Source organism: Effusibacillus pohliae DSM 22757 (assembly GCF_000376225.1).
GTDB classification, from domain to species: domain Bacteria; phylum Bacillota; class Bacilli; order Tumebacillales; family Effusibacillaceae; genus Effusibacillus; species Effusibacillus pohliae.
Genome location: NZ_AQXL01000091.1, coordinates 1 through 17,421, shown reverse-complemented (window position 1 = coordinate 17,421; position 17,421 = coordinate 1). Strand labels below are relative to the sequence as shown.

The window sequence follows — 17,421 nt, the reverse complement described above, 5'->3', positions numbered from 1 at the left end:
ATTGTCGTTACGATACGGATCATGATACGACAATCATCCGAAGAATCCTCCGACATTGAACATGACAAAAAACCGCTCACTCGCCGCCAAATAGCGTGAGCGGTAACAATGTTTCAGGGAGTGAAGGGACCGGCCACAGATGTGGACGTGCTCTCCTTTCCACCTGGCGGCCCCACACACCTTGAGTACAGTTGCTATGAAATGATGGTCATGCCTCAACTGATGTGTACAATTCGGAAAGCGGAAGAACAAGGCTATGACGCGGCTATAATTGGATGTTTTTATGACCCGGCGTTGCGGGCAGCTAGAGAATTAGCAAAACGTATGGTCGTTACTGCTCCGGCCGAAGCTTGTCTTCGATTGGCGGCGACACTAGGGGATACATTTTCAATTATTGTTGGCCGGCATAAGTGGGTTCCGGAGATGCGAGAAAATGTCCGTAAATATGGTTATGGTGATAAGTTGGCATCGTTTAAGGTTTTGGAAATGGGAGTACACGATTTTCAAAAGAAGCATGAAGAGACAAAAAGGAGGATTTTGGAAGCATCGGAAGAGGCGGTACGAAAAGACGGTGCTGAAGTACTGGTTTTGGGTTGCACTATCGAGTTCGGGTTTTATCAGGAAGTGCAGCGCAATGTCGGGGTGCCGGTTCTGGATGCTAGTGTTGTGCCTTTGAAATATGCGGAATATTTGGTGGAACTTCGGGATCGGTTTGGGTGGTCTCATAGTAAATATTCCAGCTATGAGAGTCCGCCGGAAGAAGAAGTATCTGAATGGTCTCTGTTTGGGGGAAAAAACTTTTCATGAAAATAGGGGGATTCGCTCATGTCAGTGGCACAAAATGAGATTTTTCGGTCTCAAAAAAAGTTGGTACAAGTCGGGGAACTGTTTCACAATATGCCGGTGACCGGAGCACATTGGAAAGCGGGCTTGTCTCTCTTTTTCTCGTTTGTAATTGAAGCCTGGGAGATGATGATCATCATTCTCGCCAGTGGTTCTATTGGGACAGAATTCAAGCTGGACGGAGCACAAATCGGTTCTTTAATTGGATCCATTTTTCTTGGGATGATTCCCGGCTGTCTGGTCTGGGGGAAACTCGTTGATAAATTTGGCCGGAAAAAGTCTGTCATCTATAGCCTTATCCTGTATGGAATCATCTCGATGATCAGTGCGTTCTCCGTGAGCTACGATATGCTTTGGTGGATGAGATTCCTTTCCGGGATCGCCCTTTCAGGATTGATGGTGGCAACGTTTCCTTACTTTGAGGAACTGTTGCCGGTCAAGGTGCGAGGAAAAGCAACGGTGTATCTGGCTTCCGGTTGGCCGGTCGGATTCCTGATTGCCATCGGTGTGACCTATTTCTTCATGGATCTTGGCTGGCGATGGATACTTGGGGTCAGTTCTCTAGCAGGGCTTTGGTTTTTGGTTGTATCTTCACTTGTTCCGGAATCTCCCTATTGGCTTGCTGGGAAAGGTCGTCAAGGTGAAGCAAAAGAAGTGATTGGAAAGCTTTCGGAAGGAAAGCTAGGCAATGAATTGGAGAACGTCGAGCTTGTTGTGGAAGATGTGAAAGAGGGTTCTTTCGTCGAAATTTTCAAGGGGAGTTACTTGCGGCCGACAGTATTACAAACTGTGATTAATTTTTGCTTCTCCTGGGGATACTGGGCGCTTTCCTCGTGGATGCCGGCGCTTCTGGCGAAAAAGGGGCTGAGTGCACCACAAGGTTTAGGATTTATGGCAATTTCCGCCCTATTTATGTTCCCCGGTTATATGACTGCTTCTTACTTGACTGCAAAATTGGGTCGTAAGAAGGTGATGTTCTCATTCGTGCTGTTAGCTGCCATTGGCGGATTTGGTTTTGCATCTTCGAATTCCTTGGCAGAGATGTATATCTGGAACTTTGTTTTGTCCTTCTTCAGTCTGGGGGCTTGGGGGGTATGGGATACCTGGATGGGGGAACTGTATCCTACTGAAATTCGAGGAGTGAGTTATTCTTGGGGAGTAACGGCTCAACGGGTGGCCAACGCGATTGCACCAAGCGTGATCGGGGCTATGTTGGCGGCTAACACTAGCTTTTTGGTTACGGTCTCCTTTATTTCGGCGTTCCTGGTAGTGACGTTCATTGCCACCCTGTTTTTGCGGGAGATGGAAGGAGAGATTTTGCACTAAAAAATTGCGGAAGCACAACATTGGCTTCTCTCGTAGGGGAAACTTGTTGTTGGAGATGAAGAACACCTGCGTGTTACCGAAAGAGCACTGGTTCAGGAAGCGGACGCTTTTGAGCAGTGCTTTTTTCCATTTTCCAAAAGGGGGGCATAAATGAATGTGTTAAGAAGTTCGATGTGATGGGCCCGGGCGGGAAAGCGCGGGTGTATCTGGACCGGAAAAGCCAGGAAGTGGGCACGGCGCAAAGAACATGCCACAACCCGGGTTCGACAGTAAATATCTAGAAGTAGGCACCCTTTTGGGGACTGTGGATAACTCAATGTGTTTATTGAACAATGCCACCGTTACTTTTTCAAGAGTTGGTACAGAATATTATACCCAGTGGCAAACTCCATGACGAAATAATGAAATTGCTTGAAAGAAACCGGAACATATTGCGGCACAGGAGTTCGAGTGAGCGGCCTGCCAGAACCAAGCAATGACAAGCCCCCCTGCGTCTGCAGGGGGGCCTTGTCGCCAACGAGCGGATGGAAGTTTGCGACCACCGGAGTGTTCAAGCCATCCACTGCCTGATCGCAGGGATCCGGTGGATGACGAGTCGATCCAGGAGCAACACAAGCAACAGGGAAACGCCTACCAACGGAAACACGAGGCCAAGCACGACGACTATGACGGCCACGCCCTTGAGCAGTTTAAAGTTGCTGGGAAGCGGCGGAGATCCCAACTGGCCGGTGGGTTTTCTTTTCCACCACAGCACGATCCCGCTGACCGAAATTAGGATGAGTCCGATACAGACGAGCAGGCAGGCGATCTGATTCACCAAACCAAAATATTGTCCCTGATGCAAGGCGACCCCGATCGAAATGAGTTTTGCCAAAATCCCGTAATCCTTAAACCGCAAATCGGCCAACACGTTTCCGCTGTATTGGTCGATGTGCAAAGTCGCTTGGTCCTGGGGCCTGCCAGTTGATACAAAAACCGTGTACACTCCTTTCGGACCTTTCGGGAAACTGATATCATATCCCGGATGCACCTGCCGGGCGGCTGCAATCTCCATCACTTTTTCAACGGAAATCGGCTGTACCGGTGTAACACCGGATGCTTTTTCTGCCGAACTGGGAACGGGCAGATTTTCCGCGGCCCAAGGAACGTTTCCCACCTCTTTTGTGGGAATCGTCGATTCCGGCTTCGGATCCCAAGGAAACAAGTGGGCTGGGTACCCGGTGTGGGTGGCAGTGGCAACGCTTTTAATCATTTCTCCCCACAGTCCGGACCAGGGCAAACCGGTCAGAATCAGGAACGCGACGAACAGGGACAGCCAAAAAGCGGGTACGGCGTGCAAGTCTCGCCAGAAGATCCGTTTTCCCTTGTTCAAACGGGGAACCAGGGTGCCTAACAGGGACTTGCGACCACGGGGCCACCACAGATAGATCCCCGTGATCAGCAGGATCATTCCCCAACAGGCGGCCAGTTCAATCAGTCGGTCGCCGATGGTTCCAATCATCAGTTTGCCATGCAGTTTCCTGATTTGCCCCATGATACGGTCATCGTCCCGGATTTCCCCGAGAATTTTTCCGTTGTAAGGATTTACATACACAGTGGCCGGTTGCTTGTTGTGGATGACCCCCACTTCCGCGGACCGGTCCGCTTCGATCGGCGGCTTGTATTTGGTAACGACCGCATCAGGATAGGCTTTTTTCACCACTTCGATTTGCGCGGATGGCGACAATTTCGATGGATCGGTTTCCTGAACGTAATAATAATCCTTATACATCCATGATTCAAATTGCGGTTTAAACAGGTAGATGCCGCCGGTGACAGCCAGCAGGATGAGAAATGGCGCGAACACGATTCCGGCATAAAAATGCCAGCGCCAGATCGCTGCGTACAACGGTTTGCTTCTTGCCGCGTCTTGCTGTTCGATCGCTTGCGCAGTCATGTTTGTGCTCCCCCTTTTGATTTCGATGTGTTACGAAACGCCTCGTTTTATCACACTTGTCCACTCGCTACAGCCACTCCCTCCTTTGTCTCGACAATCAGTATAAATCCCGACAGAAACGGCTCGTAGCCCCGAAAGGGCTATTGATTTGTGAAAAGAAATTGACAACAGCTGTGAAAGATTCATGATTCTGTCACGTAAATAGTCAGATCGGGCTATTTTGGGGGGAACGTGCAGGAACTAGACTTGAAAGTGAGAGAAAAGGGGTGAGCGAATGAATTGTAAAAAAAGTGTGTTTCTCCTGACTGTCGTGCCTTCAATCGTATTGTTGACCGCTTGCGCTTCGCAAGGGAACACGGGGCATCACAATGATCATCAGACGGGCATGGATGTGCCCCAGAAGCTAACGATTGAATTTTCCACCGATCCGAATCCGGTTGTGGTCAACCAAGCGGCCCGGTTGATCGAACACGTTTCGCAAAACGGGCAACCGATTGCGGATGCCACTATCGAAATGGAAATCTGGCGGGAGGGGGATTCCCAACATGAAAAGGTGAAGGCGGCCGCCGATCAAAACGGAGCCTATGTGGTGCAAAAAACATTTGGACAAGCGGGGCATTACCACGTGACACTGCACACGACGGCCCGCGGCGTCCATCAGATGCCAACGAAGGATTTTCAGGTCGAATCGGCTAGATAACCAGCGAACGGTATGGAAAGAGGTGTACAGGATGGGTGTTTGCCGGGAAGTCCTCTCTGTTTTTTTATTGATCGCTGGGGTCGGTGGCCTAGCAGGGTGCACTCCCCCCTCTTGCACACCTTCCGCCACCACCCAGACGGATTTGTTCCACACCTACAGGCAAAATTGTGCAGGTTGCCACGGTGACCAGATGCAAGGAATCAGCGGCCCTGCACTACGGCAGATCGGCAACCGCCTGATACCCGCCCAGATCGAAACTGTGATTCGTCGAGGCGCTCCGGGTATGCCGCCATTTGAGAAACGGTTGGATCAAAAACAAATCAGGCTGTTGGTCGACTATCTTGCAAGTCAAAAGTAACCTCACGGGGGTGGTTCATGTGAATTGGAAAATCGGAGTCGGATTGCTGGCAGTTGGTTTTGCTTTCATGTCGGCCGGCTGCTCATCGTCATCCAATCAGCAGCAGCAAGCGCCTGTTGTTGATACCGGTGCTAAGGGCTATCAAATCTTTCAAGTGAACTGTGCGGGGTGCCACGGAAATCAATTGCAAGGCGTGGCGGGACCGAGTTTGAGCAAGATTGGCGCCAAACTTTCAAAAGAACAGATCGAAAGCCGGATCCTGAATGGCGGAGGGGGCATGCCTCCATTTAAACAACGACTGGATCAACAGGAGCTTGCCGAATTGGTAGACTGGTTAGCAAAACAAAAATAGGGGGCTGCCATCCGTGCACATATGGATTCAAAAGAACGGGTTGCGAGTGGTGATCGTTTTCCTCGCTCTGGCTGTTGTTTTGGGAATCGGCTACTGGTTCTGGTGGGGTGCGACCCGTCTCCCTGTCATCAGTCGAGCACCCGATTTTACATTGCAAAACGTGGACGGTCAGCCGGTCAAATTTAGTGATTTGGGCGGGAAAGTTCGGCTGGTCGAATTTTTCTACGCGAACTGTCCGGACATCTGCCCGACTACAACCGCCAACATGGTGAAAATTCAGGACCAACTCAAACAGAAAAATCTGTTTGGCAAGGATGTCGTGTTCGTATCGATCACGTTTGATCCGGAACGGGATTCTCCCGCCGTGTTGAAGAACTATGCAAAAAATCTGAAAATTGACCCGTCCGGTTGGAAACTGTTACGGGGAACTGAGGAGGCCACCAAGAAGGTAGCGAACGATTTCGGCGTCTTTGTGGAAAAGGAGCCGGATGGTTCGGTCACTCACACCACCCAATTTTTCCTGGTCGATCGGAACAACAACGTCCGGGGAAAGTATCAGATGGGCGATCAGATGCCGACCAACAAAGTGCTGGATAACATTCTGCAGCTCGTGCGCGAATAAGGGAGAATCGAAAAATCGAACAAGAGAAAGGATGGAGAAATTGGAGTTTATTTCCCGCGATTCGCCATACTATGCGATGCAAAGCGCAAACATTGGTCGAATTCCCGCATAGAGGTCGCGATTTTTCCGTCTAGACAAAACAGTCGAACAAGTCGTAAAATATGTTTGTCAAGAACGTGAGCGTGTTACCGAAAGGGCACTAGCTCAGGAAGCGGACGCTTCTGAGCGGTGCCTTTTTCCATTTTCCAAAGGGGGGGCAAAAATGAACGTGTTGGCCTTTTTGCAAAGGATCGGGCGAGCGCTGCTGATCCGATTGCCATCATGCCGGCTGCCGCGATTTTGCTACGAATCGGCGCCCTGGAGTTTCAAAATCCGTTTCTGGTCCATGTGGCGAAGGTATTCCTGGCGGGGGGCAGCGCGATCTTTGACAACCTGCCGCTGCTGTTCGCGGTCGGAGTGGCGGTGGGCATCTCCGGCGGTGAGGGCGTGGCCGGTCTGGCGGCTGTCATCGGCTATCTGGTGCTGACGAACGTGTTAAAGACGTTCGATGTGATGGGGCCGGACGGAAAACCGCAGGTGCATCTCGATATGGGCGTGCTGGGCGGTATCCTGACCGGGTTGATCGCCGTCTATCTGTTCAAGCGGTACAAAGACATCCAATTGCCGAAAGCGCTCGGCTTTTTTGGCGGTAGACGGTTTGTGCCGATCGTCACTTCGCTGGCGATGGTGGTAACAGGTATCATTTTGGGATTCATCTGGCTGCCGGTGCAAAACTCGATCCAGGCGCTCGGCATGTGGATCGTGTCGGCCGGCGGTTTCGGCATGTTTTTGTATGGCCTCCTCAACCGGCTGCTGATTCCCACCGGCCTGCACCATATCATCAACAGCATCGCCTGGTTCCAGATCGGCGATTTCACCGGTGCGGCCGGCAAAGTGGTGCATGGCGACCTGTCGCGGTTTTTTGCCGGGGATAAAACGGCGGGCATGTTTATGACCGGTTTCTTCCCGGTGATGATGTTCGGTCTGCCAGCGGCCTGTTTTGCCATGATGAAGGAAGCGGAGCCGCAAAACAGGCAGGTGGTCGCGTCGGTCATGGTCAGCGCCGCTTTGACCAGTTTTCTGACGGGGATTACCGAGCCGATCGAGTTTTCGTTCATGTTTGTGGCGCCCGTGCTGTTTGCGATTCATGCGATTCTCACCGGGCTGGCGATGGCTCTGACGTACGCGATGGGGATCAAGCTGGGATTTGGCTTTTCCGCCGGACTGATCGATTATCTCATCAACTGGAACCTGTCCACCAAACCGCTCTTGATGATTCCGGTCGGCATCGTCTATTTTCTCGTGTATTACTTCGGCTTCCGCCTGGCGATCCGCTGGCTGGATCTGAAAACACCGGGACGTGAGGACGACAGTGCGGAACAGCAGCAGGCGATCGTCACACCGCAACAGTCCGGCATCCGGCAGCGGGCAGAACAGATTTTGCCGCTGATCGGCGGAGCGGCCAACATCGTCAGCCTGGACGCCTGCATCACCCGGTTGCGGCTGGTGTTCAAAGACGAAAGCGCGGTCAACGAAGCGGAATTAAAAAATTGGGTGCGGCCGGAATCATGCGGCTTGGCAAAGGCAATGTGCAAATCGTGTTCGGCACCGAGTCGGAACTGATCAAAGAAGAGATGAAAAAACTAATGCCCGCCTGAGTGAAGGGGGAGCAGTGTCCCCCTTCATGATTCTGAAACCAGCATGGAGGAAACGCGATGTTTTTCAAAAAGAGAATTCACGTGATGAATCCGTTTCAGGGAGAAAAAATGCGGGTCGGACGTCTGGCTGATCAAAGACGGCAGGAAGATCAACGCGAAAAGCCTCGTCAGCATCATGAGCCTCGGGGTGCGAAGCGGCGAGCAGGTGACGCTCGAGGTGGAACCGACCGACCCGGAGACGCTCGACCGGTTGGCTGCTCTGCTGGAATCGATGCGCGAGTAGGCCGCCATGCAGTGGCCCCATGCCGGGGCGTTCAGCGGCGGAAGGACGCAGAGTGAGATTGCGCCGCCGTGCAGTTGCAGCGGGGGGATAACAGTGTTGCAACGAAAAATCGTCCTTGTGCTGTCCCACAACGTGGTGATGGCAAAGCTCTCGTCGGGAAAAAATTCGATCGTGTTCGGAAAAGGCATCGGCCGTCGTGCTTGTGGCCAGACGGGGAATCGTTGTAAAGAACGAAGCGTACGGATATGCAGCAAAATATGCGGATGACAGGTTCACCCCGCTGCAAAATCCGGTGCCGATGGAGAACAATACGATTTTCGATTTGGCATCGGTCAGCAAGCTTTTTACCTCCACCGCCGCGATACAACTGTATGACAAAAAGTTGTTCAAGCTGGACGATCCGGTAGCGAAGTATATTCCTGAATTCACGGCAAACGGCGTGTACACCGATTTTAATTTCATCACGCTGGGAGCGTTGGTTGAGAGGGTGTCCCGCAACCTGAATCATGCCCTTGACACTTCCTATTGGGAAACACAAGGGCTGAAAAGTTTGCTTGTACGTTATCTGGAACTCCGTCAACCTTTCGGAACCGCCTAGTGCGGACCTGCATGCCAGGTGGTGTGAGAGGACGGGGGGTTAGCCGCCCCCTCCTAGTCGATTATCGATGAGGTGAAATCATTCTCCGTCGATAGGTGTAATTTCAAGCCTTTATGTCTGAAACGAAGTGGGGGGTCATGTCTCGGGAAATTTTTTTCATAGGTGAAACCAAGTCGGATTTTTGACGTGATTATTTTTAGAAAGGTGGAAAATAAGGTTCGCGGCTTCCTCGATACGAATGATGCAGAACCTCTTCAGTTGGCGGCTACCCACAATACGCCGAGTCCAAGGTTTGCAGTACCAAAGCCTTGGTCATTCGCTCATCGGTATGCCAGCGGACACGCTTTCGTGTGCAAAGATCCATGATACTGACTAGGTATAACCAGCCTTCATATCTTCGGTGCATGAACTCTCGCTTGTCGGACTATTTGTCCACTTGTAACAACCGCGCCAGTCTCACCGGCCTCTTGCGCTATCGGCATGCCCTGTTCTTGAATCATTTTGGAATGAATATTTTATTTTTTTTATTGATGTCGTACAATACAAGTTGTTCGACATCATTCTTTACGTTTCGATAAGATTAGACATATTATACTACCTATTTGACCAATATACAATAAACAAATCCATTGAGCTATTTGCGATGCACCCTTTTTTGATCCGTGGTTACAGAAATCCCACGCGAATCCCCCACGGTATGAATCGTGGGATGAAGCGCATTGTGGTATAATCAAATCAAAGTGCACTTTGAAAACTAACATATGGGGTTGCGACGGGAAACGCTCGGTCGCGTAAAATGTTCAAGCACAATCCGCCAAGTCGTGGCCGAAACGCGAAAACCAAGCAGTAGGCCATCGGACTGAATCCAACCCAGAACCATGGGACACACGGGGATCGCTTGGTGCCATACCTCTCAATTCTTGTTCCGTCTGGGTGCTGGAGACTGCAATTCGCTCTATTGAATCTCAAAATTGTCTCCTCCATTTCTATCTATAGGATTTCCTTTAAGCCGTCCTCAACAAAATCGGGTGCTGCTTTTTTGATTTGTTCGACCGTATGTAGATAACGTTGGGTGGTCGTAATCTGAGCATGCCCGAGAGTCTCCTGAACTTGCTGCAATGAAGCTCCATGCAGGAGAGCTAACGTAGCACTGGTATGCCGTAACCAATGAGGAGTTACCCTCTTCTTCAATTTACTTTGTTCACGGGCTTTCTGAATAATGCGCTCGACTTGTCTTATTGTTAAGGGGAAAAGTTTTTGATTTTGATCTCTGTTTTTTTGTTTCATAAATTCACAAAACTTGTCCCATAATGTTTGTGGCACTTTTACTTCTCTCTGTTTTCCTCCCTTTCCCTCCACCGTTAGCCAGATCGATGTTTCTGCAGGATCGGTGTGAAAATCTCCCCATTTAATTGAGATCAACTCTGATACTCGTAATCCCAATAAGACAAGAGTTAGACCAATCAGATAATCACGGACTCCCTGCTTTCTCAGTTGTTGCAACAGTTGAGAAACCTCTCGTTTGGTGAGATAGTGATTTTTGCTATTTACCGGGACGGTGGGTGTCTGCAATGAGGTTGTAGGATTATGAGAAAAAATGCCAATATTGCAATCACTTCCCCATTTATACAGGGAGCGCAATGGAGCAATGAGACTTGCTACTGTGGCAGGAGCCAGAGCCTTGCCGCTCTTACTGAAGGTCCCGTGCTCCAGAGCAAGCTTATACGTTTCAAACTCCCGCCATGTGACTTCACGTAAGGGTTTGTAGGAAGTATATTGGCGAAATTGTTCAATTGCTCGTCTATAGTTCCGACGAGTGTACTGAGAGCGATGGCATGTTGCCAAGAACATATTAATAATTTGTTCATCTGAAAATTCACGGATGGCCTCACTGTAATTTGAGATCTGATTAGCCGTTGTTTCCAGCACTGCTTCTTCCCCCTTTATGTCGAACAACTTGTATTGTACGAACTCCATTTTATTCATCTTCTTTGGCAGGTGAAATAGAACAGCACAAAAAGAGATTCAAGTAAAAATTCATTTAAGAACACGTAAGGGGGAAAAGGGTAAGGGTGTTTGAACAGGAGAATTTGAGACAACTGAGAAAGGAGATAGAGACGATACGCGAAAAACTTCATGAAGAGTTTCAAAACGGGAAGTCATTTGCCCATTCTGATATATATCATTTAAGTATTATGCTGGATAATCTAATTGTCAAATATCAAATGTGTATATACTTAAAGAATAGTAAAAGTTCGGCCGATGAGGTGCAGACATGAATGGGGATCGATGGAGTACCATTGAACTATTCCCCCTATATCAGAGAATTGTTCCATTAACCGAACCTCAAACAAACTTTGCATTTGAAGCATTGATTCGAGGGAGGACTCGCTCAGGAAAGTGTCTTCTACCTTCTGCATTATTTGATCAATCAGAAGAACAGCAGATATTATTGGATTTTAAAGCAAGGGATATTGCGATTAAGAAAGCCCGAGCGATCATTCAAAATGCTCTGTTGTTTCTCAATTGTCATCCTCGCGCATTACAAACAGGGGCTATTTTTGAAGATATAACGAAGCTTGAACTTCCGCTTCAACAGTTAGTATTGGAAATTACAGAACAGACTCACATCGATGATCTTAAGTCTTTAAAAAGGGAATTGTCTGTGTTACGTAAACATGGAGTGAAGATTGCACTTGATGACTTTGGAACGGGATTTTCGAATTTTTGGTTGGTAGAAGCATTGCAGCCTGAATTTATAAAGCTGGATCGGTCCATCATTGTTTCACTGGAAACATCCAAACAGGCCCGCAGGGTAATCGCGGGTTTGGTGGCGTTTGCCGAGAAAGTGAAAACCCAGCTTATCGCGGAAGGGGTCGAAAGAGAGAAACAAAGAGTGATTTTAGTTGAACTCGGTATTCCATATGGTCAGGGATTCCTTCTTGGCCATCCATTTGCACTTTCAAAAGGCACAATCTTATAGCTGGTTTCAAGAAAATATTAAAAATTCAATTTATACAAACAGTATATGCCTGGAATTATTCAAATTCATTAAAATTGGGTGACGTTATGGATTTTAAACTTAAGGTTAGGGATATATTGGACGGTTTGACTATAATTCATGTTGAAGGGGAAGTAGATATTGGAACGGTAAATCAATTATTAGCTGAAATTGATGGGATCAAGCAACAAACCGTAGTACTAGATTTCAATAAAGTTACATTTATCGATTCAACAGGAATTGGGCTTTTAGTTCGAAAAATCATGGAGTTTCGGGAAGAGGGACGTAATCTTAAACTCCGATCCTTACCGGACATAATATATGAAATTTTAGATGAAATGGGAATATTTGAGGCGTTGGGTGATTTGGAGGAAGGTAATGCTCATGAGAACAAATGAACTTCAATATCAATTTGAAAAATATATGTTTACAGTCGAAAGTGCTAAAGAGGAAGTTCAAGCAGCGCAATTTATACAGCAAATGCTTTTACACGATGATGTACCGTACTGTGACGCTCTTTCCTGTGTCGGAGTTTCGATTCCCTCCTTTCATCTGAGTGGAGATTATTACGATTTTATACATGACGAACGAAACGGCCGATATTGGGTGTTCATTGGTGATGTAATGGGCAAGGGAATACCTGCATTTCTTCTGATGGTCTTGTTACGTTCAACGGTCAGATGTTTAACACGTACTTGTGCTAGTCCTGGAAAACTGGTGTTTGAACTGAACAACTCGCTTCACAAGGATCTGACACGTTTACGGGCGTTTGCTTCCTTGTTTTGTGGAATGTTTGATACTAACTCGGCCGAGTTTCTATATACATCTGCTGGACATCCAAGTCCCATCCTAATGAGAAAGAACCGAGATTTTCCTGAACGACTTGAAGGGAAAGGCACTGTAATCGGAATTTTGAGAAATCGTGAGTATAAGGATTATTCTATTTTACTGTCAAAAGGTGACTTAATAGTCGGGTGTACCGACGGGATTTTTGAAGCGATGGATACATATAGGCAGCAGTATGGTTACGACCGTTTGATGCAAGTGATTTCGAAAAACAAAGACCAAACCATGGATGATCTGATTCAATCGATCACCAGCGACGTAAAGCAGTACTCTCAAGATTTTAAACGAGATGATGTCACAGTCATAGCGATCCGCTGCGAGAAAGGAGAAGTTAACTGTTGTTCGGAGTAATTGTCAGTCGTGGAAAAACTGTGGAGAAAGCAGTTCGACGGGCGGCGAGGCAACTACAAGTATCCAAAGAAGAAATCGAATTCGAAGTGATCGATCAAGGGCGGCGAGGTCTTTTCTTTCATAGACCGGTTGTCATTCAAGCGACTGTAAAGAGAAAGTCAGAAATCGCAACTGATATCAATAAGCAATTTACTGAAATTGCTGTTTCAGATGTAAGGCCACAAAAGAAAGGGAAGGAAACAGAAATGTGGTTACAGATGCCTTCGCCAGGCACGCTGTTAGAGACAGTCTCTAATTCGAAGAAGGAGCTTTCAATTGAAGCTCCAGAAGGAACAGCTTGGGTTAAAGATGGCAAGATTTTCTGCAAAAACGGGGAATACCATTATCCTCTGCTAACCATTTGCGAGGGTGCTACAGTCTTAATCAATGGACAACCTGCTAGAGGAACTGTCATTGTAACAGAAGAAGATCAAATTGATGTCCGATTAGAAGAAGAGGTAGTCGATTCTACGTTAAAATTAACTGTTTCCGATGATAAGATGCACGTTCTATTGGAGTTTGTTCCAGGTTATTACATAATTAGAGAGCTTAAAGATTTACCGCCGAGTCGAGAACTTGTACTTGAAGTGGTTGAAACAAAAATCGCAAAAAATGATTTTACAGAATTCTATATTTTAGATAAACTTAAAGAAATTGGAGTTCGATTTGGGATCGATTATGATGAGATCGAACGTGTCTGCCAGTCACAGGAACCTGTTACCACGGTAATAGCGAAAGGAATTGAGCCAGTTCCGGGAGAGGACGGCGGATTTGAGCTGTTTCATGAGAAGCTCAAAAAACAGAAAGACCAATTGATTCTCTCTGAAAGTATCGATTGGAAAGAGCGTTTCAGTTTGCCAAGTATTGGAGCGGGAGAAATCATAGGGCGCCCGACTCCAGCTAAACCTGGGACCAGCGGGTGGAACGTGTTTGGGGAAACGGTGCCTGTCCCTCAGGTAAAGGAGCTTACGGTAATAGCCGGTGAAGGTACAACCGTTTATGGACTGGACCGAAAGATAGTGGCTACCAGGTCGGGTCGCATCAAGATTGACCGGCGTTCCAATAATACACTGTGTTTCAGCATTCTTCCTCAATTCATACACCGTGGGAACGTAAACATGGATTCAGGGAACATCCGTTTCCGCGGGGATGTGTATATTCTTGGCGATGTGGAGGAAGGGATGTACGTAGAAGCGGGCGGCAACCTCTATATTATGGGAAGTGTTTCAAATGCTACGGTAAAAACAGGCGGGGATGCGAAAATCAATGGTTCCGCGGTTGGTTCGACAATCATCTGCGGGTATTCCAACTTGTTTTGGGACGACATGCTTCCTAAATTTAAAGAAATACGTGACGATCTAGTAAAATTAATTGTGGTTGTTAAACAATTGGGAACCAACCGTGCTTTCACAAAATCAGACATCGGAAAAAAGGGTTTGCAACCGTTGTTAAAGCTGCTAACCGAAATCAAATTTAAGAAGCTGCCAGTTCTGATTCGGGAAGTGGGTACTGTTATCAAGGACGAGAAGGATAGTTTTGATGAGGATACTTTCCAAGTGGTCGATTTTCTCGAAAAGTCATTTCTGTATTTTCATCCGCTTATCAAGACATTGGATCAACTCGATTCTGTAGTGAAGTACATGGAAAATGTAATTTCTGCAGTCGAATTTGATTCCAACAAAAAAATGAATATCCAGGTGCAAAGCCTAACCAACAGTTCCATCAAATCGGCTTGGGATGTTGTGGTTGAGCGATTTTGCTATGGATCGGACATTTATTGCAAAGGAAGTATGAAAGCAGAAACATTGCGTGGAGGAAAGGTACAGGCAGGGAACAGCGTTGTAGCCAGTGAGATTGGTTCAAAAGGAGGAAGTTTGACAGAGGTTTGGGTTAAAAGCGCAGAAGGATTTATAAAAACGGAACGCGTGTATCCGGATACCGTCGTGAAAATATCGACAGTTTCTAAAAAGTTTATTGAAGAGACAGGTCCTTTGCACGTAAGACTAAACCGGGAATATGAACTTATCTATAGTGGGGTGTAAATGTGTTGGGTATCCAAACAAATTGGGAAAATGATGTGTTCAACATTCAATTGAACGGCGCCTTGGACATTTCGGGGGTTGACGTTTTCGAGGAAACCATTGCGGCGATGGATCTGACGTCTGTAACGATGGTGTGTGTGGACATGAAGAATGTGGTGTTTATCGATTCCACAGGAATCGGATCATTGTTAAACTTAATACGCACGTTAAAAGAACAAGAAACAGAATATAAATTTATAAATATAAATGAAGAAATACAGGAAATTTTCTTGATTATTGGACTGGAGGATTTGCTGGCTAGTCGATAAAGAAGGAATTTTGATAGAAATGTCAAACCATATATATGTCGGGTAATCCCCGAACGATAAAGGCAAACTCTGGGAAACCGGGGGACGCAAAGCTATAGGGGCTACGGCGGGTGAATACCTGCTATGTCAGCCAGCTACCGAAAGGAGGGGAAAGCGATGAAGAAGGCTTCTGCTTTCGTAACGCTCGCAGCACTTACTGCAATGGCACTTGCAACGATCATTAACAAACCATGGTTCTAAGTGTCGGAAGAAAGAACTGGGCGGAGCTTCTCCTCCCGGTTCTTTCTTTAGTACTAACTGAAGGCGAGTGGTTTCCATGATTTATTTTGTCATTGCTGGAATTGGCTTGGCGTTGCTTTTCAAAAGAAACCCTGTTTCGATTGTTTTCAATATCAGATTCAAAGTTCCATATGTTATGATTGGTTGTTTTCTGATTCAGTTGGTACTTGCAATTCTGGCGGTCCAAACAAACTCACAGCATCCCGTATTGCTAGGCATTACATTTTTGGGAATGCTCGTTAGTCTGTTCCTGAATCGACATTTGTACGGCGTAAAATGGATATTTTCTGGAACGTTGCTGAACGTTTTGTCCCTTCTTCTGCATGGAGGATTGATGCCTGTATCTGAAACCGCGATGAGATTAGCAGGCTTTGAGGACATGGGTTTTGACTCCGATTCTCGTCACCAGCTGATGAAAACCTCACCTTTTTGGTGGTTGGGAGATTGGATTCCATTTATAACACCACTCGGAAGGAACTATGTTTTAAGTATTGGGGATCTTGTTATTGGAATCGGACTAATACTTTTCATCATAAAGAATTCAAGGAGGAAGGGGTGGGATGAATGAGAGATTTAAACTGGTACACGGGATCTTTATTTATCATTGGATTGTATGCGTTGTTTGAGGGGATATTGTATTTTCATGCCGACAGTTATTTAGAATTTATACTATTCACCTCGTTTATTATTATTTTAGAACTCTTCCCAATAAAACTAATTAGTGGAGATGACTATAGCGCAAGTGCTATTGGATATATCTGTATTTTATTTAAATTCGGACTGCCGGCCTGTGCAGTCACGATTGTTATCAGTACACTTTTGAGCTTTATAAAAAGATATCGTTCGATCCGAAACGTTAAGTGGTTTCGATATTTTGTCACTGTAGGAATGTACTTTCTGAGTGCATCTGTGGCATTGGAGACGATTCGACTTACAGAATTTAATACATTTTTTCAGGTATTTTTAGCGTCGGCAGCAAATGAGCTGACCAACTCATTGCTGATAGCAGGGATTCATCGATCGGTGATGGGGGTACCTTTGTTTCATAATTTTCCCATTAAGTTGCGGGAATTAATCGTTCCGATTCTCGTTAGCTCGATCGTGGTTTCACGTTTTCTTTATGCTCAAAATTCAAGTGATCTCATAAGAGAAGTTTTATATACAACCTTCTTCATCCTGGTCGTACTACTTTTCTCCACTCAATATATCAAGCAAATTGGTATACGACAGGATACGTCTAAAGAATTCATTCGGATCTTAGAAAACAGGATAACGGGCGAGCTCTCCGGTCACGGTACCCGCGTCGGGATTATCTGTGATATGTTAATTGAGCATTTGCGTTATCCAAAGAATAAAAAGCACGACTTGATTCAAATGGCAATTATCCATGACATTGGAAAGTCATTACTACCCGTACATGTGTTCCGGAAACGCGGTGCCCTTACACTTTCAGAAGAGAAAGAGTATCAAACTCATTGTGAAAGAGGAGCCGAAATTATTCGTTCGATTTTTCCGAACAAAAAATTTGATGAATGGATTCTTTATCACCACGAACAATGGGATGGAAAAGGATTCCCAAAAGGGTTAAAAGGTGCAGAGATTCCTTTGGAAGCCCGCATTCTGGCCCTCTGTAACCACTTGGATCATATTATGAAAAGGCATTCCAATGACGAAACGGTATATCAACTATTACTGCAATTAAGCGGTAACGTATTAGATCCTTCGTTGGTCGGGCAAATCACCGTTGAGACCATTTCGTATATTCGGCTGTGCTTGCCGGTTCCAGAGGAACTGGCGATGGAAGCAACAGCCATTGCAGAGTCGGAATCCGAAGTAAAAA

At 46.7% G+C, this 17,421-nt stretch carries 17 protein-coding genes, 2 pseudogenes and 1 riboswitch; of the genes and pseudogenes, 17 read left to right on the top strand and 2 right to left on the bottom strand.

Annotation, left to right across the window (positions count from 1 at the left end):
- The first annotated feature begins 108 nt into the window (after nucleotides 1-108).
- Both C230_RS0103245 and C230_RS0103240 read left to right on the top strand, forming a co-directional pair.
- Complete coding sequence (locus C230_RS0103245) at nucleotides 109-807, top strand: aspartate/glutamate racemase family protein (RefSeq protein ID WP_018130613.1); 699 nt, start codon at nucleotides 109-111, stop codon at nucleotides 805-807.
- Nucleotides 808-825: 18 nt separating this feature from the next.
- Entirely contained in the window at nucleotides 826-2,169 is a 1,344-nt protein-coding gene (locus tag C230_RS0103240; RefSeq protein ID WP_018130612.1) for an MFS transporter, read from the top strand.
- Between the two features lie 550 nt (nucleotides 2,170-2,719).
- On the opposite strand, the gene C230_RS0103225 is transcribed toward C230_RS0103240, so the two are convergent.
- The gene (locus C230_RS0103225) at nucleotides 2,720-4,105 is read right to left on the bottom strand and encodes a PepSY-associated TM helix domain-containing protein (protein ID WP_018130609.1); all 1,386 of its coding nucleotides are present in this window, start codon (nucleotides 4,103-4,105) and stop codon (nucleotides 2,720-2,722) included.
- 274 nt (nucleotides 4,106-4,379) lie between these two features.
- Between C230_RS0103225 and C230_RS21190 the strand changes: the two genes are divergently transcribed.
- From C230_RS21190 to C230_RS0103185, 7 genes and pseudogenes are all read left to right on the top strand, one after another.
- Complete coding sequence (locus tag C230_RS21190) at nucleotides 4,380-4,805, top strand: FixH family protein (protein WP_018130608.1); 426 nt, start codon at nucleotides 4,380-4,382, stop codon at nucleotides 4,803-4,805.
- 31 nt (nucleotides 4,806-4,836) lie between these two features.
- Nucleotides 4,837-5,163, top strand: a complete 327-nt coding sequence (locus tag C230_RS23820; RefSeq protein ID WP_018130607.1) for a c-type cytochrome — start codon at nucleotides 4,837-4,839, stop codon at nucleotides 5,161-5,163.
- A 19-nt stretch (nucleotides 5,164-5,182) separates the two neighbouring features.
- Nucleotides 5,183-5,515: a c-type cytochrome gene (locus tag C230_RS0103210; RefSeq protein ID WP_018130606.1), complete on the top strand. Its 333-nt coding sequence runs from the start codon at nucleotides 5,183-5,185 to the stop codon at nucleotides 5,513-5,515.
- Nucleotides 5,516-5,528: 13 nt separating this feature from the next.
- Nucleotides 5,529-6,137, top strand: a complete 609-nt coding sequence (locus C230_RS0103205) for an SCO family protein (RefSeq protein ID WP_018130605.1) — start codon at nucleotides 5,529-5,531, stop codon at nucleotides 6,135-6,137.
- Nucleotides 6,138-6,405: 268 nt separating this feature from the next.
- Nucleotides 6,406-7,834: pseudogene (gene nagE, locus C230_RS19240) on the top strand (N-acetylglucosamine-specific PTS transporter subunit IIBC).
- An 88-nt stretch (nucleotides 7,835-7,922) separates the two neighbouring features.
- Nucleotides 7,923-8,117 carry an HPr family phosphocarrier protein gene (locus C230_RS23550; RefSeq protein WP_083910431.1) on the top strand — a complete coding sequence of 65 codons (195 nt, stop codon included), beginning with the start codon at nucleotides 7,923-7,925 and terminating at the stop codon, nucleotides 8,115-8,117.
- A gap of 190 nt (nucleotides 8,118-8,307) precedes the next feature.
- Nucleotides 8,308-8,610 (top strand): annotated as a pseudogene (locus C230_RS0103185) (serine hydrolase domain-containing protein); the annotation flags it as partial.
- Between the two features lie 1,095 nt (nucleotides 8,611-9,705).
- On the opposite strand, the gene C230_RS0103180 reads toward C230_RS0103185, so the two are convergent.
- Complete coding sequence (locus C230_RS0103180) at nucleotides 9,706-10,692, bottom strand: tyrosine-type recombinase/integrase (protein WP_018130602.1); 987 nt, start codon at nucleotides 10,690-10,692, stop codon at nucleotides 9,706-9,708.
- A gap of 95 nt (nucleotides 10,693-10,787) precedes the next feature.
- On the opposite strand from C230_RS0103180, the gene C230_RS23815 reads away from it, so the two are divergent.
- From C230_RS23815 to C230_RS19235, 8 genes are all read left to right on the top strand, one after another.
- Nucleotides 10,788-10,994, top strand: a complete 207-nt coding sequence (locus C230_RS23815; RefSeq protein ID WP_018130601.1) for an aspartyl-phosphate phosphatase Spo0E family protein — start codon at nucleotides 10,788-10,790, stop codon at nucleotides 10,992-10,994.
- The gene (locus C230_RS0103170) at nucleotides 10,991-11,698 is read left to right on the top strand and encodes an EAL domain-containing protein (RefSeq protein ID WP_018130600.1); all 708 of its coding nucleotides are present in this window, start codon (nucleotides 10,991-10,993) and stop codon (nucleotides 11,696-11,698) included. Before C230_RS23815 ends, C230_RS0103170 begins: the two co-directional genes overlap by 4 nt.
- A gap of 86 nt (nucleotides 11,699-11,784) precedes the next feature.
- Nucleotides 11,785-12,114: an STAS domain-containing protein gene (locus C230_RS0103165; RefSeq protein WP_018130599.1), complete on the top strand. Its 330-nt coding sequence runs from the start codon at nucleotides 11,785-11,787 to the stop codon at nucleotides 12,112-12,114.
- Nucleotides 12,101-12,913 carry a PP2C family protein-serine/threonine phosphatase gene (locus C230_RS0103160; RefSeq protein WP_169332825.1) on the top strand — a complete coding sequence of 271 codons (813 nt, stop codon included), beginning with the start codon at nucleotides 12,101-12,103 and terminating at the stop codon, nucleotides 12,911-12,913. Before C230_RS0103165 ends, C230_RS0103160 begins: the two co-directional genes overlap by 14 nt.
- On the top strand, nucleotides 12,901-14,994 hold the full coding sequence (locus C230_RS0103155; protein ID WP_018130597.1) for a flagellar assembly protein A: 2,094 nt from the start codon (nucleotides 12,901-12,903) through the stop codon (nucleotides 14,992-14,994). The genes C230_RS0103160 and C230_RS0103155 overlap by 13 nt, the downstream gene beginning before the upstream one ends.
- Nucleotides 14,995-14,996: 2 nt before the next feature.
- Nucleotides 14,997-15,302, top strand: a complete 306-nt coding sequence (locus C230_RS0103150; protein ID WP_018130596.1) for an STAS domain-containing protein — start codon at nucleotides 14,997-14,999, stop codon at nucleotides 15,300-15,302.
- 51 nt (nucleotides 15,303-15,353) lie between these two features.
- A riboswitch (cyclic di-GMP riboswitch) is annotated at nucleotides 15,354-15,444 on the top strand.
- A gap of 174 nt (nucleotides 15,445-15,618) precedes the next feature.
- On the top strand, nucleotides 15,619-16,149 hold the full coding sequence (locus tag C230_RS0103140) for a DUF5317 family protein (protein ID WP_018130595.1): 531 nt from the start codon (nucleotides 15,619-15,621) through the stop codon (nucleotides 16,147-16,149).
- Nucleotides 16,146-17,421 (top strand): HD-GYP domain-containing protein (locus C230_RS19235; RefSeq protein WP_018130594.1); only part of this gene is annotated, 1,276 nt, incomplete at its 3' end. The genes C230_RS0103140 and C230_RS19235, both read left to right, overlap by 4 nt.